At 43.9% G+C, this 24,441-nt stretch carries 20 protein-coding genes; 13 read left to right on the forward strand and 7 right to left on the reverse strand.

Annotated elements, in window-relative coordinates:
- Positions 1-32: 32 nt before the first annotated feature.
- A complete protein-coding gene (locus QUA44_RS15750; protein ID WP_333309780.1) occupies positions 33-470 on the reverse strand; it encodes a cupin domain-containing protein in 438 nt (145 codons plus the stop codon).
- Positions 471-751: 281 nt separating this feature from the next.
- Positions 752-1,522 (reverse strand): cysteine hydrolase family protein, encoded by a 771-nt coding sequence (locus QUA44_RS15755; RefSeq protein ID WP_333252389.1) that lies wholly within the window; start codon positions 1,520-1,522, stop codon positions 752-754.
- A 115-nt stretch (positions 1,523-1,637) separates the two neighbouring features.
- Here QUA44_RS15755 and QUA44_RS15760 point away from each other — a divergent pair, with 115 nt between their 5' ends.
- The 6 genes from QUA44_RS15760 to QUA44_RS15785 all read left to right on the forward strand — a co-directional run bounded on the left by QUA44_RS15760 (position 1,638) and on the right by QUA44_RS15785 (position 8,024).
- The gene (locus QUA44_RS15760; protein WP_333089866.1) at positions 1,638-3,083 is read left to right on the forward strand and encodes an amidohydrolase; all 1,446 of its coding nucleotides are present in this window, start codon (positions 1,638-1,640) and stop codon (positions 3,081-3,083) included.
- A 132-nt stretch (positions 3,084-3,215) separates the two neighbouring features.
- Positions 3,216-4,418 (forward strand): glycoside hydrolase family 10 protein, encoded by a 1,203-nt coding sequence (locus tag QUA44_RS15765; protein WP_333252388.1) that lies wholly within the window; start codon positions 3,216-3,218, stop codon positions 4,416-4,418.
- Positions 4,419-4,432: 14 nt separating this feature from the next.
- On the forward strand, positions 4,433-5,119 hold the full coding sequence (locus QUA44_RS15770; protein ID WP_333252387.1) for a DUF2459 domain-containing protein: 687 nt from the start codon (positions 4,433-4,435) through the stop codon (positions 5,117-5,119).
- A gap of 122 nt (positions 5,120-5,241) precedes the next feature.
- Positions 5,242-6,015 (forward strand): 1-(5-phosphoribosyl)-5-[(5-phosphoribosylamino)methylideneamino]imidazole-4-carboxamide isomerase, encoded by a 774-nt coding sequence (gene hisA / locus QUA44_RS15775; protein ID WP_333252386.1) that lies wholly within the window; start codon positions 5,242-5,244, stop codon positions 6,013-6,015.
- 121 nt (positions 6,016-6,136) lie between these two features.
- A complete protein-coding gene (locus QUA44_RS15780) occupies positions 6,137-7,537 on the forward strand; it encodes a cation:proton antiporter (protein ID WP_333252385.1) in 1,401 nt (466 codons plus the stop codon).
- Positions 7,538-7,727: 190 nt separating this feature from the next.
- Positions 7,728-8,024: a DUF433 domain-containing protein gene (locus QUA44_RS15785; RefSeq protein ID WP_333252384.1), complete on the forward strand. Its 297-nt coding sequence runs from the start codon at positions 7,728-7,730 to the stop codon at positions 8,022-8,024.
- Between the two features lie 232 nt (positions 8,025-8,256).
- Here QUA44_RS15785 and QUA44_RS15790 read toward each other — a convergent pair whose 3' ends face one another.
- Both QUA44_RS15790 and QUA44_RS15795 read right to left on the reverse strand, forming a co-directional pair.
- A complete protein-coding gene (locus QUA44_RS15790; RefSeq protein WP_333252383.1) occupies positions 8,257-10,431 on the reverse strand; it encodes a glutamine synthetase III in 2,175 nt (724 codons plus the stop codon).
- A gap of 899 nt (positions 10,432-11,330) precedes the next feature.
- Complete coding sequence (locus QUA44_RS15795) at positions 11,331-12,581, reverse strand: alpha/beta hydrolase (RefSeq protein WP_333252382.1); 1,251 nt, start codon at positions 12,579-12,581, stop codon at positions 11,331-11,333.
- A 186-nt stretch (positions 12,582-12,767) separates the two neighbouring features.
- On the opposite strand from QUA44_RS15795, the gene QUA44_RS15800 reads away from it, so the two are divergent.
- Positions 12,768-12,962, forward strand: a complete 195-nt coding sequence (locus tag QUA44_RS15800) for a hypothetical protein (protein WP_333252381.1) — start codon at positions 12,768-12,770, stop codon at positions 12,960-12,962.
- Positions 12,963-12,965: 3 nt separating this feature from the next.
- Here QUA44_RS15800 and QUA44_RS15805 read toward each other — a convergent pair whose 3' ends face one another.
- Entirely contained in the window at positions 12,966-13,568 is a 603-nt protein-coding gene (locus QUA44_RS15805) for a 2OG-Fe(II) oxygenase (RefSeq protein WP_333252380.1), read from the reverse strand.
- 143 nt (positions 13,569-13,711) lie between these two features.
- Between QUA44_RS15805 and QUA44_RS15810 the strand changes: the two genes are divergently transcribed.
- A complete protein-coding gene (locus QUA44_RS15810) occupies positions 13,712-14,824 on the forward strand; it encodes an ankyrin repeat domain-containing protein (RefSeq protein ID WP_333252379.1) in 1,113 nt (370 codons plus the stop codon).
- 101 nt (positions 14,825-14,925) lie between these two features.
- On the opposite strand, the gene QUA44_RS15815 is transcribed toward QUA44_RS15810, so the two are convergent.
- A complete protein-coding gene (locus QUA44_RS15815; protein WP_333252378.1) occupies positions 14,926-15,312 on the reverse strand; it encodes a DUF5615 family PIN-like protein in 387 nt (128 codons plus the stop codon).
- Positions 15,305-15,634: a DUF433 domain-containing protein gene (locus QUA44_RS15820; RefSeq protein ID WP_332990934.1), complete on the reverse strand. Its 330-nt coding sequence runs from the start codon at positions 15,632-15,634 to the stop codon at positions 15,305-15,307. The genes QUA44_RS15815 and QUA44_RS15820 overlap by 8 nt, the downstream gene beginning before the upstream one ends.
- 151 nt (positions 15,635-15,785) lie before the next feature.
- On the opposite strand from QUA44_RS15820, the gene QUA44_RS15825 reads away from it, so the two are divergent.
- The 5 genes from QUA44_RS15825 (at position 15,786) to QUA44_RS15845 (ending at position 24,395) form a co-directional block, all read left to right on the forward strand.
- On the forward strand, positions 15,786-18,143 hold the full coding sequence (locus QUA44_RS15825; RefSeq protein ID WP_333252377.1) for a glycoside hydrolase family 31 protein: 2,358 nt from the start codon (positions 15,786-15,788) through the stop codon (positions 18,141-18,143).
- Positions 18,144-18,366: 223 nt separating this feature from the next.
- Positions 18,367-18,711 (forward strand): DUF433 domain-containing protein, encoded by a 345-nt coding sequence (locus QUA44_RS15830; RefSeq protein WP_333252376.1) that lies wholly within the window; start codon positions 18,367-18,369, stop codon positions 18,709-18,711.
- Entirely contained in the window at positions 18,704-19,060 is a 357-nt protein-coding gene (locus tag QUA44_RS15835; RefSeq protein ID WP_333309784.1) for a hypothetical protein, read from the forward strand. Before QUA44_RS15830 ends, QUA44_RS15835 begins: the two co-directional genes overlap by 8 nt.
- Positions 19,060-19,668: a Uma2 family endonuclease gene (locus QUA44_RS15840; protein WP_333252374.1), complete on the forward strand. Its 609-nt coding sequence runs from the start codon at positions 19,060-19,062 to the stop codon at positions 19,666-19,668. The genes QUA44_RS15835 and QUA44_RS15840 overlap by 1 nt, the downstream gene beginning before the upstream one ends.
- 230 nt (positions 19,669-19,898) lie before the next feature.
- Complete coding sequence (locus QUA44_RS15845) at positions 19,899-24,395, forward strand: Ig-like domain-containing protein (protein WP_333252373.1); 4,497 nt, start codon at positions 19,899-19,901, stop codon at positions 24,393-24,395.
- Positions 24,396-24,441: the final 46 nt, after the last annotated feature.

Here is a 24,441-nt window from a genome sequence, read left to right on the forward strand (position 1 = left end):
TCTGTTTGCTGACGGTAATCCTCACTAGAAACTTAGCACGTCACCAGTACATCCGATCGCCCGAGAACTCTCATATCTTCCTCATCGAGTTCGACTGGTGTACCGCTGCGAATTAGTTCCACAAAATCCTCATTCGGCACCATAATGCACAAAGTGTACAAACGTTCATTGCCCGTATTTTTAATTACATGAGTACCGGTTGGAGGCACTAACAAACTATCACCCGGTTTAATACTAACTGTTTTGCCGTCGCAGGTGGCTTCCCCTGTTCCTTTGAGTACAAAAAACATTTCTACTGCAAATTGATGGCGGTTAGGAGGAGTTTTGCCACCCGCATCGAAGATTTCGATGCAAACTGTTAAGGAAACATTAGCTATTACCGGATCGAAGACGATAGCTAATCTATTAGTATCGCCCGGACTGATGCGAAATGCTTGGTAGTCTTTCGGAGATTTTATCACAGGAATCATGCACTGATTTGTCATTTTTTTATTGTTAGTTATGGTTGAAGGCAGTAGTCAGTAGTCAGTAGTTATTGGTTGTTGGTTGTTGGTTATTGGTTATTGGTTATTAGTTATTAGTTATTGGTGGCCACTCACAAATAATGTCAGACAAATAACAATGCTATAGATAGCCAATGCCCAATTCCCAATGCCGAATGCCGAATGCCGAATGCCGAATGCCCTGTTTGGCCAATTCCCAATTCCCAATTCCCAATTCCCAATGACTAATGACTAATGACTACTGACTGTTATTTAATTGCTTCTAACATAGCCTGAGAATCAGACAAAAAGCCAAAACATTGTTTAACGTTATAAAGAGTAGCTTGCCAGCAATAATCTGGCGATGTCGTAGCGGTACAATCTTTGACTAAAATACAGTCGTAACCGAGGAAATTAGCATCTTGCAGTGTAGCCATGACGCACTGATCGGCGTTTACTCCTCCGAAGAAAAGTGTAGTTCTGCCGAGGTTCCGCAAGATACTATCTAAAGGAGTATCCCAAAAGCCACTCATCCGATATTTATCCACACAAATATCCTCCGGTTTCTGTTCCAATTCATAGACAACCTGCGCCGCCCAACTCCCCGCCATCAGTACAGGTGCGCCGTTTTTTGGCAGGGGATCTCCCAAACCTACGCCGTCGCCTGTGGGATTGTAAACGTGACGGGAAGCTGCACTAATATTGAGTAAATCGGGGCGGTTTCCCCAGTTGATCCAAATAATTGGCATTGCGTGCGATCGCAATTTTGGCAGTAAATTTTGTAAAGGATTAATTGGAGTGCGCGCAGGTGTAACATCGACGCCGATGTGTGCTAGCCAACCGTCGGGGTGACAAAAATCATTTTGCATATCTATCACCAACATTGCTGCTTTTGCTAAATCCAAACGCAGGGTTTTCGTTTCTGTTTCTAGGATAACAGGTTGAGGCGCGATCGGCGATCGGGTGATGTCGGCAATTTTTTCATCAACTTTCCAAGCATTCGGGGCTACGCCCAAGGTGCGGAGAGAATCGGGATTCATATTTTACGTTTAAGTCGATTGACTTACTTAAGGTTAGCAGGCACTGACTAAAAGATTAAATGACATTAAACATTACAATAGTAATAGATGTGAATTCACCAGAAGGGGTCAATCTGTGAGCTTTACAATTCAAAATGTTTTAATTCCCGTTGAGGGTGGTTATACAACCGGAGACGTGCAGGTGGTGGATAATTGCATAAGTGCGATCGGGTTGCACAATCGGTACTTTAATACCATCTATTACCAAGGAGAGAATAAGAGGACTGCAACAGTAATCGACGGCAAAAATAAGCTACTTCTACCCGGTTTTGTCAACGCGCACACCCACTCTTCTGAAATGTGGCAGCGCGGGATTATTCCGCCTTTACCTCTGGAATTGTGGCTGACCGACTTGTACGATTTTACCCCACTCGAACCCGAACAAATTTATTTAAGCGCCTTGGGAACAGCGGTAGAAACTTTGCTATCCGGCGGTACGAGTGTCGTAGATCATTTAGTTTTGATTCCGGGGCAAGAATTAGAGACAATTGCCGCCGCGGTTCGCGCTTATCAAGAAATCGGCATCCGCGCTTTTATCGGGCCGTTAATTCAAGATGAATCTCTGACAGCGGGAATGCCTGCGGGCGAGGGCGGCATCGAACACGCGGCTTACATTCGCTCGACAAAGGCAACTTTAGAACTCATGGAAGCCGTTATCAAACAGTTTCACAATCCCGAAAAAGGTGTTAATATATTGATGGCACCGACGGGAATTCAACTGTGTTCCGATGCTTTGTTTGAAGGCTGCATCGAATTGAGCGATCGCTACAATCTTTGCCGCCACGCCCACCTCCTAGAAACCTCAGCCCAAAAACAACTAGCTCACGAAAAATACGGTTGCAGCGCCGTCGAACACCTGCAAAAAATCGGTTTTTTAACTCCTCGTACTTCCTTAGCCCACTGCGTCTGGCTGGAAGATTCGGACATCGCAATTCTAGCAGAAACTGAATCGACTGTTGTACACAATCCCCTGAGCAACCTGCGGTTGGGAAGCGGGATTGCACCGATTTTGAAATGCCGCCAAGCCGGAGTAAACGTATCTTTCGGCTGCGACGGCGCCGCTAGCAACGACTCTCAGGATTTGCTGGAAGCAATTAAAATGGGTTCGATTTTGCACAATATTACGGATTTGGATTACCGCCACTGGATTACGTCGCGAGAGTCTGTAGAAATGGCATCGCTGGGAGGAGCAAAAGGCTTGAATCTTGCCGATGAAATGGGTTCGCTGACTGTCGGGAAAAAAGCAGATTTTGTGCTGTACGATTTAACCAGTTTATCATTGTTGCCGCGCACCGATCCGATCGGCTTGCTAATATTAGGGCGCCCGACTAATGCGGTACACAGTGTTTGGGTAAACGGCAAGCATATTATTGGCGAAGGTAAGGTAAAAACCATCGATGTTGATGCTTTGAGGCGGGAATTATTCGATCGCAGCGAGTGGACTAGCAAGCGTCAATCGCAAACCGTGAGCAAGATTGAATCGCACTACCGCCAAGTGATGAAATTGCCTGGTTATTCTTAAGGGATCGCAGAAATACTCGGCGGTTGAAACCGCGGCTATACAGACAAAACCCGCCTCCGCGGGTTGAAGAATAAAGGTGCGCCATGCGCACCCTACAGTATGATGTTAAACTGTGGTGTTTGCGAAAAATTGATGATTAAACTGCACAAATGGCGGCGGATACTGGCTTTAATAGTTGTTTTTGCGATCGCCCTTACCTCCTCCGCCCTTTTCTCCCCCCGTCTATTGGCTCAAACCCCGCCCAAAACCCCAACAACCGAATTGCGAGGCGTGTGGCTGACTAATATTGACAGCGACGTTATTTTCTCGCGCAACAGCATCATTAACGCTGTAAATCGACTGGAAACACTCAACTTTAACACCATCTATCCTACGGTTTGGCAAGGAGGCTACACGCTTTATCCCAGTGCAGCAGCCAAAAAAGTATTCGGAAAGTCGATCGACCCATCACCCGGATTGAAAGACCGAGACATACTCAAAGAAATTATAGCACAATCGCACCCAAAAAATATAGCAGTAATTCCTTGGTTTGAATTTGGTTTCATGGCACCCGCCGAATCAGAATTAGCCACACTTCACCCCGACTGGTTGGCGAAGCGGCGCGACGGTTCAACTATTTGGAAAGAAGGCGAACACGATCGAGTTTGGCTGAATCCCTTTCATGCCGAAGTACAGCAATTTATCTTAGATTTAATCCTAGAAATTGTCGATAATTACGATATAGATGGAATTCAATTTGACGACCACTTCGGTTTACCAGTAGAATTTGGCTACGAACCGCTAACAGTGTCAATGTATCAGGAACAAATCAAAAGCCCTCCTTCCAATGACCCCCGCGAAACCTTCTGGGTGCGCTGGCGCGCCGACAAAATCAACGACTTTATGGGACGAATTTCCCGGGCCATCAAATCCCGCAAACAAAAATGTATTGTCAGCTTATCTCCCAACCCCCTGCACTTTGCTTTGCCAGCCCACTTGCAGGACTGGTTTAGCTGGGAAAGACGCGGCTATATCGAAGAACTTATAGTGCAGGTTTATCGCAGCGATATCAAGCGTTTTAACGCCGAATTGGAACGGGAAGAACTCAAATTAGCTAAAACGCACATTCCAACTGCGATCGGCATTTTAACAGGATTGAAAAATAATTCAATTCCGCTGAAACTCATTCAAGATCAAGTCCAAGAAGTGCGAAAAAGAAATTTTGCAGGCGTTTCCTTCTTTTTCTACGAAAGTTTGTCGAATTGGGCTAACGAAACCCCCGAACAGCGCAATTTGGCATTGCAAGAATTATTTCCCACAAAGATGCAGCGCCCGCCATCCGAAGGTAGAATTTGAAACTAACGGTTAAAATGAGAAAAATCATAAAGCGCTTAGGAATTGTCATCTTATCTTTTACCGCTTGCCTAACAATTGGCTATCTCACTCCCACAAAGTGGGGAAATTACTCGCAAACAGATTGTACGGTTTCCGTGCAAATTTATAACGGAGGCATCCACACCGAAATTATTGTTCCAGTTAAAAATGAATATTTTGACTGGAATCAATATTTACCGCTAACAGAAATAGGACGCGATGCGACTTCCGATTATAAATATCTATCTTTTGGCTGGGGAGATAGAGCTTTTATGCTAGAAAATCCCAGCTCAGGAAGTATCAACCCAGTTACAGGTTTCAAGGCGCTTATTTTCCCTAATCCATCTACCGTACAAGTCCAAGGTTATCGGGTTTTTCCCCCAGATCGAGAAACCAAATGTGTTAAAATGAGCGGAGAAAATTATTTGAGGATGGTAATTTTTATTCAAAATACATTCCAATTAGACGGCGGAGGTAATAAAATAAAAATTAGCTACGGCTACAACAAAAACGACAGTTTTTATGAAGCCAAAGACAGTTACTCTATTTTGAGAACTTGCAACGACTGGACGGCAGAAGCTTTGCGAAAAGCTGAGGTAAATACTCCTGTATGGTCAACTCTATCGTCATCGATCATGTTTCATTTAAACAGCGGTTGCGAATGTATAGTCAGTAGTCAGTAGTCATTTGTTATTTGTTACTCGCTTGGGGCTGGCAATAACGAATAACCGATTACCAATTCCCGATGCCCAATTCCCAATTCCCAATTCCCAATTCCCAATTCCCAATTACCAATTCCCAAATCATGAATGTAATTCCAGCGATCGACCTATTGGACGGAAAATGCGTCAGATTGTATCAGGGAGACTACACCAAGTCTCAAACTTTTAACGACAATCCCGTCGAAGTCGCCAGACAGTGGGTAAATCAAGGCGCGACAATGCTGCATTTGGTAGACCTCGATGGGGCAAAAGCGGGTCATCCCGTCAATCAAGCAGCCATTGAGGCGATCGTCCGCGCCGTAGACGTTCCCTGTCAAGTAGGCGGCGGAATGCGCGATCGCGCTTCTGTTGCTGCTATCCTCAATTTAGGAGTCAAGCGCGCCATTCTCGGGACTGTCGCCGTCGAACAACCGGAATTAGTAGGCGAATTGTGCGCCGAATTTCCCGGTCAAATTCTGGTGGGAATCGATGCCAGAAACGGTAAAGTTGCTACTAGAGGCTGGTTGGAAACTTCAGAAGTTTTAGCAACAGAATTGGCGCAAAAAATGGCCGAATGGGGGGCAGCAGAAATTATTTACACTGATATTCACCGCGATGGTACTATGGAAGGGCCGAACTTGGAATCTTTGCGCGAAATTGCTAACGCTATTTCGATTCCAGTGATTGCATCGGGCGGCGTTAGTTCGATCGCAGATTTGTTGACATTGTTGGCATTGGAACCAATTGGTGTCAAAAGCGCGATCGTCGGTAGAGCAATTTATACCGGTGATATCTTGCTAAAAGAAGCAATTCAAGCTGTCGGACAAGGGCGGTGGCAAGATGTTCCCCCAGATTTGGGTTCTTCCAGTTTTGCTTGAACATCTGAATCCGGTGCCGCCAGCCTTTAAAAAACTGGAACTCCTAAGTTTGTGTGCATCTAGAATTATCTGATTTGAATGTCTTTCTTATCATCATTGTACCATGTTTTTAAACCCAACAATGACAGCTTTAAGTTCTGGGATAGCATCCTTAGTTGCTCCCATACCTTTGTTAGCAACAGTCGATCCCGAAAATTCGCCGCTCGTTCTGAGCGGAGTTCTGCTCAGTTTGGTAGTGATTTATCTTGCCAGCAAATTAGGCGCGGAAGCGGCTCTGAAGTTTAATCTTCCACCTGTTTTGGGTGAACTTGTAGCAGGGGTGATTGTTGGCGTATCCGCTTTGAACCTGATCGTTTTTCCCGAAGGCGGACTGTCAGCTTCCAACTCAGGAATTATGACTGTTTTGCAGTCGATAAATTCTATGTCCCCTGCCGCCGTCACCAGCGTGTTTGAATCGCAGAGCGAAATCGTTTCTGTGCTGGCTGAATTGGGGGTAATTATTCTACTGTTTGAAATTGGTTTGGAGTCGGATCTCAGACAACTCAAAGAAGTAGGAATTCAAGCCACCTTTGTCGCTGTTGTCGGCGTAGCAGTTCCCTTTGCAGCCGGTACTGCGGGCTTGATGATAATTTTTCACACAGCGGCGATTCCGGCAATTTTTGCCGGGGCTGCTTTGACGGCAACCAGCATCGGAATTACATCGAAAGTTTTGTCTGAATTGGGAAGGCTCAAATCAAAAGAAGGTCAAATCATTGTCGGTGCAGCAGTGATTGATGACGTGCTGGGAATTATTGTCTTGGCGGTAGTTGCTAGTTTAGCGAAAACAGGTGAAATTGATGTTGTTAATGTCATCTATCTGATCGTCGGTGCAACTACATTTCTGCTAGGTTCAATTCTGTTGGGCGGCATCTTTAATAAAACCTTTGCCTCAGCAGTTGAAAAACTCAAAACTCGCGGTAATATCGTTATCCCGGCATTTATTTTTGCTTTTTTCATGGCTTTTATCGGCAACGCAATTCATCTCGAAGCGATTTTGGGTGCATTTGCGGCTGGTTTAGTGCTAGATGAAAGCGATGCCCGCAACGAGTTGGATGAGTTGATTAAACCCGTCGCTGATTTGTTTGTACCCATCTTTTTTGTGACGGTGGGAGCGCGCGCCGATTTGGGCGTTTTGAACCCAACAGTGCCGGATAATCGGGCGGGACTTTTGATTGCCGTGTTTTTGATTGTAGTGGCGATTTTGGGCAAGTTGATAACTGGTTGGGCGGTGTTTGGTCAGCCTGGAATCAATCGATTGGCGATCGGAGTTGGGATGATTCCTCGGGGCGAAGTCGGGTTAGTTTTTGCCGGTATCGGTTCGGCTAGCGGGGCTTTGGATAAGCCGCTGGAGGTTTCGATTATTATCATGGTAATTCTGACGACTTTTTTGGCTCCGCCTTTTCTACGGATTGCCTTTGGCGATACGGTAGAGCCTCCAGCTAGCGGGGAACCTTCCAGCGAGCAAACAGCAATTGGCGGGTGATTATCTGTTGGGTATCTAACAAATAAAGAAACGGCGTCGTGCCGTTTCCCTACTAAAATTAACCCGCAATTTAACTGGTTCCTAGGCTCATCACCTGGGAACTTTTATCACTCTTGCTCTGCCTCGCTTTAACTGGTAACGAGTAAAAGCACTATAATTGTGGGAAATACTTGATCTGGTATTTGCAGCTATGGTTCAAACAACGGAACATCTTTACATTGTCAGAGATCAGCAAATTCTCAGCGGTGAGCCGATCGTCAAGGGCACGCGGACATCTGTTAGGGCGATCGTTGAAACTTGGCGTATGGGCATTTCACCTGAAGAAATTCCCAACGGTCTTCCTCACCTAACGCTGGCACAGGTATTCGATGCGTTGAGCTATTACAGTGACCATCAAGATGAGATTAATACTTATATTGAACGCAACCAAATTCCTGATGATTTAATTATGCAAAGTCTCAGAAACCGGGTTTATCAGAAAATTTGAGTTGGGTAGCGTAATATTTAGGAAGAAACCGGGTTTCTGGCAATTCTGCAAAGTCTAAGAAACCCGGTTTCTGGGAAAATCTAAGTTGAGTAGCGTAATATTTAGGAAGAAACCGGGTTTCTGGTAATTATCCAACAAATTTCACCTGCAATTTACCAAAAAAAATAAGGAAACAAAAACAAATAAGGATGCGGTACTGCCGCATCCCTATAGAAATTAACTCAATTTGCTATTACTTAACAAACAGCATTTCTTGATAAGTAGGCAGCGGCCACAAATCATCAGCCACTTCACCTTCCAAAGCATCAGCATACTGCCTAACCTCATCCATCAAAGGGCGAATTGTTTGCGAAGCGTACTGCATATGCTCGTCTGTTGTAGCAAAATCGTGTTTGGTCAAAGCATCAGTCAACTTGCTCGCAGTATCCATCATTGACTTAACCAGAACCGCTACTTTTTCGGCAGTGGCTTTTTCCAATTCAATGCCAATTTCTTTCAACTTATAAATCGTGGTAGAAAGATCGGACAAATAGCTCACCGCTGCCGGATAAATCATAGTTTTCGTCATGCTCAGTACCAGTTTTGCTTCGACTTCAATTGCCAGCAAATACTGCTCTGCATACACGTCATAACGGCTTTCGAGTTCAACCGGAGTCAGAACACCTGTCTTTTTAAACAAGTCCTCAACGTATCCTTCCTTCAACGCGGACAAAGCATCTGCCGTAGTCCGCAAGTTGGCTAAACCCCGTTCTTCAACAGCCATTTTGTGCCATTCTTCAGAATAGCCGTTGCCACCAAATAGCACCGCGCCGTGCTCGTCCATCACTTCTTTCAGGAGGGTTTGGATAGCAGCATTCAGTTCAGTGCCCTTAGCCAAGTCGCTTTCTAATTTGTTAGCAACCCAGTCCAAAGAATCTGCAAGAATAGTATTCATTGCCACCAGCGGGCCGGAAACAGATTGACCGGAACCTACAGCACGGAATTCAAAGCGGTTTCCCGTAAAGGCAAAGGGCGAAGTCCGGTTTCTGTCGCCGGCATCTTTTACGAAAGTAGGCAGTGTTTCTACGCCTAAATTCATGATTCCGCGATCTTTAGAACCTTTAACTCCGCCCTTGCTAATTTGCTCGAAGATATCTTCTAATTGCGAGCCCAAATAGACGGAAATAATTGCTGGTGGAGCTTCATTAGCACCCAAACGGTGGTCGTTGCTGGCAGTTGCAACTACTGCGCGCAACAAGGAGCCGTATTTGTGAACGCCGCGAATTACAGCGCCGCAGAACACTAGGAATTGTATGTTAGAGTGCGGTGTATCGCCGGGGTCTAATAAGTTGCCTTGGGTGGCGTTACCGACTGACCAGTTGACGTGTTTGCCGGAACCGTTGATTCCTGCGAAGGGCTTCTCGTGCAGCAAGCACATAAAACCATGTTTCTTCGCTGTGTTGCGGAGAATTGTCATGGTTAATTGTTGGTGGTCACTGGCGACGTTTGCTGCTTCAAAAAATGGTGCAATTTCAAATTGACCGGGTGCTACTTCGTTGTGGCGGGTTTTGGCAGGAATTCCCAGGCGGTACATTCTTTCTTCTACTTCTTGCATGAAGACTTGAACGCGCTCTGGGATTGCTCCAAAATAGTGGTCGTCAAATTGCTGACCTTTGGCCGGAGGTTTGCCAAAGAGGGTGCGACCGGCTAGCAGTAAGTCGGGGCGGCTGTGGGCGAAGTTGGAATCTATTAGGAAGTATTCTTGTTCGCAACCGCAACTGGAATTTACGGGAGCAACTTCGGTGTTTCCTAACAGCTTTAATACTCTGGTTGCTGCTTTGTTCATGGCGCCAATGGAGCGCAAAAGCGGGGTTTTCTTGTCTAGGGCTTCACCTGTCCAAGAGATGAAAACAGTGGGAATGCACAAAGTCATGCCGTTGTCTGTTTCCATGACATAGGCGGGGCTGGTGACATCCCAGGCTGTGTATCCGCGAGCGGCGGCGGTGGAACGAATGCCGCCGTTGGGAAAGGAGGAACCGTCGGGTTCGCCTTGTACTAAAAGTTTACCTGCAAATTCTGAGATGACGGAGCCGTCGCTTTGGACTGAGATGAAACCGTCGTGTTTTTCGGCGGTGCTGTTGGTTAGCGGGTAGAATACGTGGGCGTAGTACAGGGCTCCTTTGGAAATGGCCCAATCTTTCATTGCTACTGCAATTACATCAGCTACGGAAGGATCGAGGGTTTGCCCGGTTTGAATGGTATTTTTTACTGATTTGAAAATATTTTTGGGCAGTCTTGCTTGCATTTGGCTCAGACTAAAAACGTCTGTTGCCCACATATCTTCTAACCGCTTGGGAGGCTTGGGTGGGGTCAGTTGGCGGTTGACGATTTGAGAAATTGCTTGAACGCGCGATTGGTTTCCACTCATGGTTATTTTTATTGGGATTAGGGGAGCAGTAGTTGTGAAAAATAGGGGTTAGGGCAAGTCTAACCGTTGATGAATCTGTTAGATTTTACTAACATTTTTAGTCAAGGCTAACTTTTTGGAGAAGGCCTTTTTTGGCAGGATCTGAAGGATTGGAGGAGCGAGGCGCAATCACTTCGCTTTCTGTGTTGCTGAGAATCCAGTGTTCGATAGATGCGGTGGGATTTCAGTTTTTAGCAATAAAATAGATGACAAGAGGCTGTACTAACTTTAGTTAACATCATAGATGTGGTCGGTGCACAGATTTAGTAGCTAATTTTAACCCTGGTAAGCTCAAAAATTTTGTGCGAGTCAATTCCGATTAATTCTGGTCAAAACTACTTATGGTTTTTAACGGTTCGACGATCGATAAATCGCAGTCCAGCAAACAACGCACTCGTTTATGGTTTTGGGGAATTATGGAGAGTACACAGTCTACACTTGGAAAGTTTAAACAATCATTAACCAAATAAATGTATCCTAAGCTACAGAATTCTGATTTTTTTTCAGAAAGGTCGATCGCACCGAGCGCACACAACCGCAGGATTTCAGTGTAACAGTACGCGGGGCGCTGAAACTGAGGGCGATCGTACATTTACAGGACTTACCCAGGCACACTATATAGTGTGGCAAGAAAAGGATCTCGCTTTGACTTTGCTGAATTCGGGTATGAAATTTGTAGGGCAATCCCCCGGTGGTTACCCCACCACTGACGGGTAAGCTTTGATTCAACAGCAACGCCACAAAACTTTCTCGGAGCCGTAATGGGGATTTCTATGAATTTAAAATGAAGAGACTTAGAGCAATAGTTCAGACAGTTTGAGGCCCCGTTCATTGAGCACAAATGAGTAAATTTTAAACTTTTATTTAACTCGTTGGTAATCCGAAGACTTCAGAGCATGAGCCAAAAAGCGTTCTGTGTAGTACAAAGCAAGTTGATTGCTCGGCCCATTAAAAACTGCATCAAAGGCGTGTTCAGCCCAAGGGATTTCAAGCAAAATAGCGCGATTGCCCGTGGCTCGCAATCGTTGGTAGAGCGATCGACCAAACTTAGGCTGAACTATATGGTCGCGACCTGCATAAACCAGTAGAGAAGGGGGAAGATTGGGTTTAATATAATTTATGGGAGAAGCCTGACGGTAAAGCTCGTTGAGTTCATCTGGGGTTCCTCCCAGAAAGGCACGCAAGACGGCTCGAACATTTATGGCATCAGGAAAAGGTGGGTCATTGTATCCCCGGATCAGGTCATTTGGCCCGTAATAGTTCACCACTGCTCGAACGGGAAGCACGCTTGAATCATAAGCAGTTAGCATTGCTAAATGGGCACCGGCAGACCTTCCCATCAGAGCAATTCTATTGAGATCGATTTCCCAATCATTGGCATGATTTTTGATATAGGAAAGAGCGGCTTGTACGTCCTCAAGCTGAGCAGGAAATCGATACTTGGGAGCGTGGCGGTAATCAATTGCAACCACACAATAGCCTTGAGCGGCCATGTAGCGACTGAATTCCTCATTGTAATCGGGATTGCCTCTGAGCCAAGCTCCCCCGTAGAGCGTGATTATCGCCGGATATTTGCCAATTTGCATCGGCCGGTAAAGGTTTAGTTTCAGTGAAACTCCGTCAGGGTTGGCAAATACAATAGTGCGATCAATCCTAACCTCTCTGAGGGGAATTCCTCGGAACGAATCTGCGAGAATAAACGGTTGAGGGCGTAGCTGCGCGCGATCGGCTGGAGGAATGGCTGCTAAATAGTTTTCCCCTAAAACTGCTTGCATTTGGGTAGCTATGGCTGCATTGGCTGCGGGGAACTGCATCAGGGGTAGCAGGCCCAGGATTAGGGCGAACAGGTTACAAATTGACAAAATAATGTAGACTTTGCCTTGATGCCGCCTCAAAAGGTTCAGCAGAAGGGCGATCGTATTGATACCGACCAACCAAGGACTGATTTCTGGTGCACCCACCGCCAAAGGGTACAGGAACAGCGTGGGTGCTGGTACGATGACCCAGAGACTGAGAAATAGTGCGATCGCACTCAGGAACCAAGAAATAAATGGCGAGACTAAGAATGCTGCCAATAAAGGTAACTTTTTGCGGTTCTTCTTGTGGAGCATCGGATTTTCGCAGCCTAATTTTTAATCAGTTTAAACTAATACCATCGCCATAAAAATAGGCTACAATGACACTGAGATTTTAACAAGTGTTGCAGAAAAGTAGATTTCCCAGAAAAAACTGATTTAACAGTTAGTTCGTTAAAAATAACTTTGTTGCATTAGATACTACCAGCTCTTGCAGAGATAATGGGGCTACAAAACGCCCAACGGTTGCATCACATTCTTACCCAATTACGCCGGGAGGCTCAAGCCTTGAGAAGCCAAAGGCTAGAATTAATTTTAAAAATTATTAAGCCGATCGACATAGTTCTCATCATTGACGAAACGGCATATCTAAAGAAAGTAAAACCCACAGATCGCGCTGTCTTTTTGAGCGAATAAACCTTACTTAATTTTTGCTTTCACGGCCCTAGACTCCACTGTGAATCCTGGAATATCTTGCAGTTCTGTTTCGCTCAAACTGTACTGTTCGCAAACCAAACTTAAACGAGTCCCGGTACTTTTAACGGCGTTGACAGAGTGAGTCAAATCTCCTTGAAAATAGATCAGCGAGTTGGCTTGCGGCTTAATCTGCCCGACTTGCTGTTTGTTGCGCCGCAGTATCAATTCTCCCCCTTGCAAGTTGGGGGGAACTTGTACGTACAAAACGCTGACGGCTGCGGGAGGTTCAACAGTTTTGCAGTACGATCGCAAAGATCGATCGATATGCGGATCGACACGGGAACCTTCACCCAGCAGCAGGGGATTGAGATAAAAAGCGTTGCATTCAGGGTTTAATGCTCTGTCTAGATAGGGTTTGAAGAAGGGGAAGCGGCGCTCTACTTCGGCAATTTCGGAACGCTTAAACACCACGGAAAAGCCTTTTGTGCCGATGAAATCGCGGTTGAGGTTGTTGATGGCAAAATAAGGTGAGGCGAGAATTGCTCCTCGCAAGTCGTTGAGATAGTCGATCGAGAAAGCGTTAGGATGTTGGCTGTAATATTTCAAGGCGCTTAAAAATCATCAAAGTTTAACGGAAACAGCGGATCGGAATGTAGCAATCGTTGATATTTGGGATTGTTTGGTTCCTCGCGCGGGATCTATGGAAGTTAAAAATTATAGTCTATTCTAGGAGCGACTGTAAGATAATTATGCGTTTTTTTCGTTTTGGCTGTCTTGGTATTTTAGGCTTGTTAATTATCCTCTCGGTAGCGCCCCGAGAAATCATGAAATCGGGTATTCGCAGCGCTGATTGGAGTCCAGACGGCCAATATGCGATCGCCATTGTCAGACATCCGATGCTGTTTGCTATGCCCGGTGGGGGCAGCGATGCGCCTTGCGATGTATTTTTGTTCGATGCGTCTGGAAGGGAGTTGAAGAGTACAAGTTTTGAGATGGTGCAACTTGTGTCTGCGGGCTGGCAGGGCGATATCGTTGAAGTTGGAATGTTTGAGCGATGGGAATTGCCCAAAATAGATAATATCAACATTCTGCTGTTTAGTGCTGCTTACACGGGCAATTTGTTGGAAGTTAAAAAACTCTTGGCCAACAATGCGGATGTTCATTTCAAGACTTATTTAGACCAAACACTGTTACACGCGGCTGCTTTTGGCGGGAATCAGACTATTGTACAGTTGTTTCTGCAAAAAGGATTGGATGTAAGGGCGATCGACAAAGCAGGAAAAACTGCCCTGCACATGGCGGCTGCTGGAGGGGGTAGCGGGGTGATAGACTTATTGATCGCCAGCGGTGCAGATATGGAGGCGATCGATCGCAATCAACGCACGGCACTCAACATCGCAGCAGAAAGCGGTAATTTTGCAGCAATGAAAGCCTTGATTAATCGAGGTGCTAATGTGAAAAACGACCAAATTTTGTTTGCTGTTATTAGCAGGTTTAAACCGGGCAAAAAGAAACTAGAGATGGTTGAATTAATCCTAAAAAATCAAGCCCAAATTCCTCAAGGATTGTTGTACAGTGCGGTGTCTTGCGGAGATATTGACCTGGTAAAATTATTGATCGATCGCGGTGCTGATGTCAACGCTCCCGATCCTTACGACAATACTACTCTATTGATGAGAATTGTGCAACCTAACACTGGTATTTCTGGGCTATTAAAACCTAAATTTGTGAAGTTGTTTCTTTCAAAGGGTGCGGATGTGAACGCTCGTAATAAAAATGGTGCAACGGCTTTAACCATTGCTGAAAAATCATCAACTTCGGAGATTTTTAAGTTGCTCAAGCATAACGGCGCTAACAGATAACTCGGCGGTTGAAACCTATCCTAAACAAACTTTCTGCCGCACCTATAATCAGCTTCACCGAACGTCCTACGCAGACAGTTTTAGTATAACATCAAATCGATCTATCTATCGTACTCTTGGTAGATAAAAACTTGACTAACAGATTTTGGTTGATTCTGTTTTTTGATGCGAACCAAGCGATTGGTAAGGTCGGGATTTTCACTTAAGCAGGCATGAAGTGCTTGGGCTTGTCCTCCATAATCCCGATCGTCCTTACAGATGATGATACCTGAGTGAGCAACACCAGTTCTGTGTAGTGCAATAAAATCATCGCGGTTTAACGTGACTAGAATTCGCTGCTGTTGGGTAGCGAAAGCGAGGACTGTCTCATCGGGGATACCCTGGTTAGCATTTTGAGCCTCGTAGCAAGTGAGGAAATCGTATTCTAGTTGCCGCAAGTGTCCAACAATATCTAGGGGAAAGTTTTCGTCACAATAGATTTTAGTCATCTACCCCGTCTGAGTTATTATAAGCGATCGCGCGATCGACTTCTGAGGAGTTTTGTTCGTAGTATTCCCAAGCAGCAGCGAGGTTTTGGGGAGTTAGGCTTGGATAGTTACGCAGAAGTTCTGAATCGCCTGCACCTTGCTGGCGGAAAGAAACCAGCGTCCAAACGGGAATCCGGGTACTGCGAATGCGGGCATTACCGCCACAAATGCCGGGAGTTTTCTCGATCGCATTAGCTTTGAGACGGCTTTCTAACAGTCCTCTTTCTTCGGGGGAAAGCGATTCTATAACTTGGACAAGCGACTCGATTAATCGCGCATTCATACTGAAATTGAGCTAAGGCTATGACATTATTGTAGCCTACTTCCCCCCAAAATTATTGAATATGGAAAATTGCTCTACCTAGTTCATCCTTTGGTCAGATGACAGTCCTGAATTCCTTCAGCAAGATAGATAATATTTTAGGTCAGGGTAGATGCCGCAATACTTCGGAAAACTCCAAACAACAGAACAGCCTTGGTCAACCATCGACTCCGTACAATCGATCGCTCGAACCGACGATCGCACAATTCACTTCAACTGCGGCGAAACTTCCCTCAACATCAGCATCCTCGCACCGAATTTAGTCCGAGTGCGAATGTCCCCGACGGGCGAATTCACAACTCGTAGCGTAGCGGGGCGTAAGCCATCGTACTCAGTAACTCTCCCTGACGAAGAGTGGGAAATTGTACCGTTTGAAGTGCGAGAAACCGACGAAAAAATCGAAATAGAAACAGCACAAATAACAGTTTCTGTCAAGCGCGATCGCCCTGGAGTCGAATGCTTTGACAAATCGGGAAAACCCTTTGCTAGCGACTGCGATCGCGCCCTAGGATGGCGCGCCGGCGCAACCGCAGGCTGGAAGCGCATCGAAGCCGACGAACACTTCTACGGTTTCGGCCAGCGCACCGGCTTTCTCGACAAACTCTCCGAAGTCAAGACAAACTGGACAATAGACGCGCTTGACTACAATTCCCTCAGCGATGAAATGTACCAGGCGATCCCATTTTACATCGCCCTGAATCCCGATCGCGCTTACGGCATTTTCTTCAACACTACATTTTGGAGTCAATTCGACATCGGCGCCGAAAAACCGGGCGTGTTGCGGATGGAAACCAGAGGCCCCGAACTCGACTACTACATCATCTACGGCCCGGAACCCGCCCAAATTTTAGCCACCTACACGCAGTTAACCGGGCGGATGCCAATGCCGCCAAAATGGGCGCTGGGATACCACCAATGCCGCTGGAGCTACGACTCCGAGGACGTTGTGCGGGAGTTGGCCAAGGAATTTCGCGATCGGGCGATTCCCTGCGATGTCATCCACCTCGACATCGACTATATGCACGGCTACCGCGTTTTTACCTGGAGCCCGAAGCGTTTCCCCGATCCCGCGAAACTGATCGCAGACTTGACAGCAGCCGGTTTTAAGGTTGTCACGATTGTCGATCCCGGTGTCAAGTATGAACCGGAAGGAGATTATGAAGTATTCGATCAGGGTGTGGAAAACGACTATTTCGTCCGCACCGCAGAGGGAAGGCTATTCCACGGTTACGTTTGGCCCGAAAAAGCGGTGTTTCCCGACTTCCTGCGGCCAGAGGTGCGCGAGTGGTGGGGCGGCTTGCACAAAGCCCTTACAGATATGGGCGTTGCGGGGATTTGGAACGACATGAACGAACCTTCGATCGCAGAACGGCCTTTTGGCGACGGCCACCAACACATCTGGTTTCCGCTGGATGCACCGCAAGGCCCGGAATCCGAGGGCGCCACCCACGCGGAAACGCACAATTTGTATGGTTTAATGATGGCGAAAGCTTGTGCCCAGGGCTTGCGAAAAGTCCGAAAGGGCGATCGATCTTTTGTGCTGACGCGATCGGGTTTTGCCGGCGTTCAGCGTTACTCCTCGGTATGGATGGGTGACAATCAATCGCTGTGGGATCATTTAGAAATGTCGATGCCGATGCTTTGCAATATGGGGCTTTCCGGCGTGGCGTTTGTCGGTTGCGACATCGGCGGTTTTGCGGAGAATGCAACCGCCGAAATGTTCGCGCGGTGGATGCAGGTGGGAATGCTGTATCCCTTGATGCGCGGTCATTCGGCGATAAGTACGGCGCAGCACGAACCGTGGGTTTTTGGATCTCGCACTGAGAAAATTTGCCGCGAATATATCAATTTGCGCTATCAGTTGTTGCCCTACATTTACACCTTGTTTTGGCAAGCTGCGACTGCGGGAACACCGATTTTACGACCGTTACTTTATCACTTTCCGCGCGATCAGGCAACTTATCACCTTTACGATCAAGTATTACTCGGCCCGTCGCTGATGGCTGCACCCGTTTACAGGCCGGGCGTTGAGCATCGCGCCGTGTATTTGCCGGAGGGGACTTGGTACGATTGGTGGACGGGCGAATGCTATCAGGGCCCGACGCACATTTTAGCTTATGCACCTTTGGAGAGAATGCCGCTTTACGTGCGGGGCGGGGGCATAATTGCGATCGCCCCCGTGCAGCAATTTGTGAGCGAAGAACCAGTTGATTCTTTAAAAATGCGAATTTGGCCCGGAAGCGGTGAATGGACGCTTTATGAGGATGACGGACACAGTTTTGATCACGAACAAGGTGTCTGGGCAACGACTAATTACCAGGTGTATTTGGCAGGGGACAAAATCATCGTTGAAATTGCCGCGCGGGAGGGAAAATTTGCGATTTGCGATCGCGAAGTTACTGTAGAAGTTGTTGGGATTGGCGAACAGCAATTTACAGATGATGGTACGGTTCGGCGTTTGACATTTTAAGCAAGGTTCTCAACCATATCCGTAGGGACACAGCACTGCTGTGTCCTCGTATCTCGATCTGGTATAGTTTGAGATGGAAAGGGCGATCGGATCGCGGAAAAAAGATGAGCCTGTTATTCTGGTGTGGTTGCGTTGCCCTTTGAAATCGGCGAGTATCAGCGAGTTGCTATCAAAATTGTGGACGCTCGGAGTCTTTAAAAATTAACAAATGGAGGAATAAACAATGGTAATAGAAGAATATTTTGATTTTTTAGCCGATGATGACATTCGAGTAAAAGGGACAAGAGTAGGAATAGAAAGCATCCTCTATGAATATATTTATCAGCAACGTTCACCAGAGGAAATTTTAAAACACTTTTACACTTTGACCCTCGATCAAGTTTATGCGACAATCCTGTATTATTTGAACAATAAAGCTGCCTTAGATAAATATATCACAGACTGGCTCGAATGGTCGCACGAACAACGAAAAGCTCAAGAATTAAACCCTCATCCAGCTTCGGTCAGGCTCCAAAAAATCAAGGAAGAAAGAAATAAAAAAAATGGCACTCAAGTATCTCATGGATGAAAATATTGACCCGATTTATCCTACTCAAATTCGGAGCAAACAAGTAGGATTAATTATTCGGGTCATTGGCGAACCTTCCATACCAGCAAAAGGAACTAAAGACCCTGAAATTTTAGAATGGTGTGAAAAATATGACTTTATCCTAGTCACGAATAACCGTAAATCTATGCCTGTTCACTTAAACGATCATTTGCAAGCCAATCGTCATATCCCTGGGATATTTATTTTAAACGCTAATTTAAGCATTGGGCAAAACATCGATGAATTAATTTTGATTGCTGAATGTTCTTTTTTCAATGAATATCAAGACCAAATTATACATCTACCTATCACTAAAGAGGTTTCCTGATGATTCAAGCGATACCGAAATTAATAACTTTTGACGACTTCCTGGAATGGAAGCCAGAAAAAGGACACCATGAACTACATAACGGAGTTATTGTTGAAATGCCCAATCCAACTGGTAAACACTCAGCGATTGCCGGTTTTCAGTCGCTCGAATTGGGCTTTGAAATCAGGCGATTGCAACTTCCTTACTTTATTCCCAAGGAATGTACAATTAAATTTAGCGATAACTCTGGCTACGATCCTGATGTAATTGTATTAGATAAACAAGCTGTAGAAGCCAATGAGTCTCGATGGGAAAGAGAATCAGTCATCACTCAGGGAAATTCCGTTAAATTAGTTGTTGAAGTTGTCAGCACTAATTGGCGGGATGATTATGCCCACAAAATGATTGACTATGAAGCACTAGGCATTCCTGAATATTGGATTGTAGATTATTTAGGTTTAGGCGGTAGCCGTTATATTGGTTCTCCGAAACAGCCGACTTTATCAGTTTATCAGCTAGTAGATGGCGAGTATCAAATTAAGCTGTTTCGAGGAGATGAAAGGGTTGAATCGGCCGTGTTTTCAGAGTTGAATTTGACCGCAAAGCAAATTTTTAACGGTGGGTAAGTGTAATGCACTGATAAATTTTCAACCAAACTGAGAAACTTGAGGATAAAGAAACAGAAATTATGTCATCATTATTTACAATGATTAACCGATAATCTGTTATAATCTACATAGATAACTTAGATGAGATTTTATTATTACCACATTTATGCTAGAACCCTATCACCTAGCTAATTTCTTGGTTTGGATGGCAAAAAAAACAAAAATTTAATTACTTGGAGAGAAATAAAATGTTTACAAGAATTGAAGAAGTTAAGAAGCAGTTATCTAGTCAAAGTGAGCAAGAAAGACTTGCTGCTTTATCAGAAACTCTCAATTATGGTCAACAAGGTTTAGAACTATTGATTGAACAGTCTATCAAAGATCAATCAGAGAGAGTTAAACAATTTGCCTACAGAGTTTTTCGTGGTGATAATTTTTGGTTGAGGGAAAATACACCAGAAAACTTAATTACTTGCCCAACAGATATTATTACTTGTCTAGCAATAAGTGCAGATAATACTATTTTAGTAGGAGGGAGTTGGAACAAGATTTGGGTATGGAATTTGCAAACGGGGGAAATAATTCATAGTATTGAAGGACATTCGCACTGGGTTTTGTCTGTGGCTATTAGTCCTGATGGAAATACTTTGGTTAGCGGAAGTGCCGATAAAACTATTAAGGTATGGAATTTAAAAACTGGGAAGCTTATTCATACATTAAATAGGCTAAGTTGGCATGGTTGGGTTACTGCTGTTGCTATCACTCCTGATGGAAAAACCATTGTCAGCGGTAGCACAAACAAAAATATAAAAATATGGAATTTAACAACGGGCCAATTAAATCAAACTATAGAAAGTTCAAAAAAACTATCTTCTGTTTTGAGCTTATGTATTTCTCATGAAGGAAAATTTATCGTTTGCGGTAGCACTAATAAAAAAATTACAGTATGGGACTTACATAGCGGTCAATTCATACGTAGTCTTGAAGGAGAATCGGATTGGATTCAATCTTTAAGTATTACTTCAGACAACACAACCTTAATTAGTGGAAGTCGTGATGGTGTTGTCAACTTTTGGAAATCACAATCTGAAGAAGGATCTTCAAATAAATTGGGCGCTGGGGTTATTGTTGCAGGTACAGGATTAACTACGGCAATTGGATTTGCATTTGGTGGCCCAATAGGTGCATTAATAGGTGCAGGCCTAGGTGCCGGAATCTTGGGAGGTGGTAACTTTTATACTCAATTTCCGGCTGACACTTTAGAACTTGTAAATACTTCTAAATATCAAGGATTAATTAATTCTATAGCTTGTCATGTCGAGCAAAATATACTTGTAGTAGGTTTTTCCAAAAAAATTAACATCTTTGATTTAAAAGATAATAGAATCATCTACACTTCACCCGAACAGCCTGAATTGATTAGCTCTGTAGCAATTAATTGTGAGGGAAAAACTCTTGCTGTTGCAGGTAAAAATTGGGTAACATTATTGGAAGCAACAACAGGAAAACCACTCCATCCTATTAAAGGATGTTCTGATCCAAAACTAAGCAATATTGTTATTTCTGAAATTCCCCAAGCAATCATTTGTGGTCAAGCCCTGAATTTTACAGTTAAAGGTTTAGACCAGAATAATAGAGATATGAGCCTTAACAATACAGATGTTAAATGGGAAACTACCGGAGGGAAAATCGAACAAGGTTTATTTACAGCAGGTCAACGGGAAGGAAGATTTGAAGTTAAAGCAAAGATAGGCATTTTTGAGGCTTCTGTCACAATTACTATTATTCAGCCTCCTAGAATCACAGAAATTTCTGTTACTCCCACTAGCATTATTTTAGAGTTTGGTAAAACGCAACAATTTACAGCACAAGTTTTAGATCAACGCAGAAATCCCATGCGGGAAACTGTATTATGGGAAGTAAGCGGAGGTGGAACAATTGACCAAAATGGCAATTTTATAGCTGGAAGCAAGCAAGGTAAATTTGAAATCATAGCTTCAGTTAGTTCAATTCGTCGAGTTATTCCAATTACGATTATTGAACCTCCGAGACTAGCAGAACTAATTATTATATTTTCAATACCTCAATTAGAGTTTGGTCAGAGCTTTCAGTTTCAAGTTAAGGGCTTAGATCAGTATGGTAACAGCATACAAACTGGGAGAATTACTTGGTCAACAAGTAGCGGCGGTGGAATAATTGACCAAACTGGCTATTTTATAGCTGGAAGCAAGCAAGGAGATTTTGAAATTATAGCTTCAGTCAGTTCAATGCGTCGAGTTATCCCAATTACGATTATTGCACCTCCTAAGCTAACAGAAATAATTTTTACATCCTCAACATCTCAATTAGAGTTTGGTCAGAGCTTTCAGTTTGAAGTTCAAGGATTAGATCAGTATGGTAACAACATACAAACTGGAAAAGTTACTTGGTCAGCAATTAGTGGAAACATTGACAATTGGGGCATATTTTATGCGGGCGACCGAGAAGAAACTGTTATTATTAAAGCAAGTATAGGGACAATTAACACTTGCACAGAAGTTAAAGTTTACGAACCTTCTCGGTTAACATTCATAGAGATTTTCCCTTCATCTGTTATTTTAGAGCCAGGAGAAAGCCAAAAATTTAATGTGGTTTCTTTAAATCAACGAGGTGAAGAAATATCTGTCAGCGATATTGAATGGAATGCAACAGGCGGCTTCATTGATCAAAGTGGCAATTTTTGTAGTGGAGAACAGCAAAAAGGTGATTGTCAAGTAACCGTCAATGTAGGAGATTTAAGTGCTAACGCTGAAGTTACTGTTACTCCTGTTCTGAGAGGGCTAAAAATATCTCCTGAACAGGTAGAACTTAAACCAGAAGAAAAATTTACTTTGACTGTAACTGGATTAGATCAGGTAGGCGATTCTTTAGAAATAACGAATGTTATATGGACAACTACAAAGGGTGGATCAATTACCGATAAAGGAACTTTTAAAGGCGATTATAAAAAGCGCGAAGTTACTGTTAACGCAAAATTAGGAAAACTTAGCGATACAGCTAAAGTTATCCTCCTGCCGGTTTTAAGACGTTTAGAAGTTCAACCTGGTTTTGTTTATCTTAACTCAAGCGAACCTCAAACATTTGTTGTTAAAGGATTCGATCAATTCGGCTATCCAATCGCGCCCGGTGAGGTTTATTGGGAAACAACAGGAGGTAAAATTGGTCAAGATGGTACATTAACTTTTACTCAGAATGAGCAAGGTTATTTTCAAGTAACTGCAACCTCTCAATTAGCTCCCAAGTATACACAAGAGATAAGAAAACTCTTTTTATATACGGGAATTTCTAGCAGAATAATATCTTACTTGATTTCTTATCAAACGCTGCTCCAAGAGATGTTTGCTTTAGATTCAGGTTCAACAGATACCGAAGAACACTTAGATGATTTAAGATTAGATTCAGTTTCAACAGATACCGATGAACACTTGGATGATTCAAGAGTTTATGAGACACAATTAGATCCAAATACAGAGGCTGTCCCAGAGACGAATACTATAGTTGAAGCTGACGAACAACTAGATAGAGAGAGAGATAAAAAAACAGATATTGATACAATTGGAGATACAAATGTATTAGATTTTTCTACAGCTTTAGAAGGGTGGTTGTTGAAAAAGCTGCGACAGCTAATAGCTAGGGTTTTCTTCTCGATCAGTCGTTACTGTTTGAATGAAGCGAGTGCAAACTTAAATGCTTCTGCTGATGTCTTTGTTTTGGCTGTTGAATACAATCCCTATCAATATTTTGAGTGTCTTAATATCCTTGATGGTTCTTTTGGTAGTGATTTGGGTCATGATTTCGGGTGGTATCATACTTCTTTGGCTATTACACCAGATGGACAGAGACTTGTTAGGGGTAGTGGGTGTGACAATACTATAAAAATCTGGAATTTAAACACCGGAGAGTTACTTAGTACGCTAGAAGCCTGTGTTTACTGTGTTGCGATTACTCCCGACGGGCAAACGCTTGTTAGTGCGGGTTGCGATAACACTATTAAAATTTGGGATTTAAAGACTAACGAGTTACTACACTCTCTACATTGTTCAAATGAAGTTTATTTAGTAGCAATTACACCCGATGGCCAAAAGTTAATTAGTGTAGAAGACTGCAACATTATTCAAATATGGGATTTAAACAACCAAGAACTCTTAAAAAATTTGGGGACTTATTCATTACACTATTGGCATCTTTATTATTGGAGGAGTAACTCTATTGTTATTTCTCCAGACCAAGAGATAATAATTGTGGGAAGAAGAATAATTAAATCCTATGATTTAAAAACAGGAAAGTTGCTAACTATTATAGGAAGTAATCTTGGATGGGTTTATGCTTTGGCTATTACGCCAGATGGTAAAACACTCATTAGCAGCCATGACAAAAAGATTAAAATTTGGGATTTAACGGCGAAGAAATATCCAGATGTTCGGCTGACTTTAAAGAGTTCTGCTGAAGTAGTCGATGCTCTTACACTTACACCAGATAGTCAAAGAATTGTATCGGCTGGTTATAGAAAAATAAATGACGATTATGAGTCATTTATTGAGATATGGGACTTAAATACTGGAGAACAACTTCACTCTATAAAAGAGGATTCTACAAGCGATAGTTGCGTTTATTGCCTTGCCATTACGCCAGATGGAAAACAAATTATCAGTGGTCATGGTGATGGAACTATTCGTATATGGGGAATACCAGAGTTGAGTCTGTAAGAATAGCTCGTGAAAAGCACCTTTGTTATAATATACCGTCCAGGGA

This window comes from Microcoleus sp. N9_A2 (genome assembly GCF_036701775.1).
In the GTDB taxonomy this organism is placed as follows: domain Bacteria; phylum Cyanobacteriota; class Cyanobacteriia; order Cyanobacteriales; family Microcoleaceae; genus Microcoleus.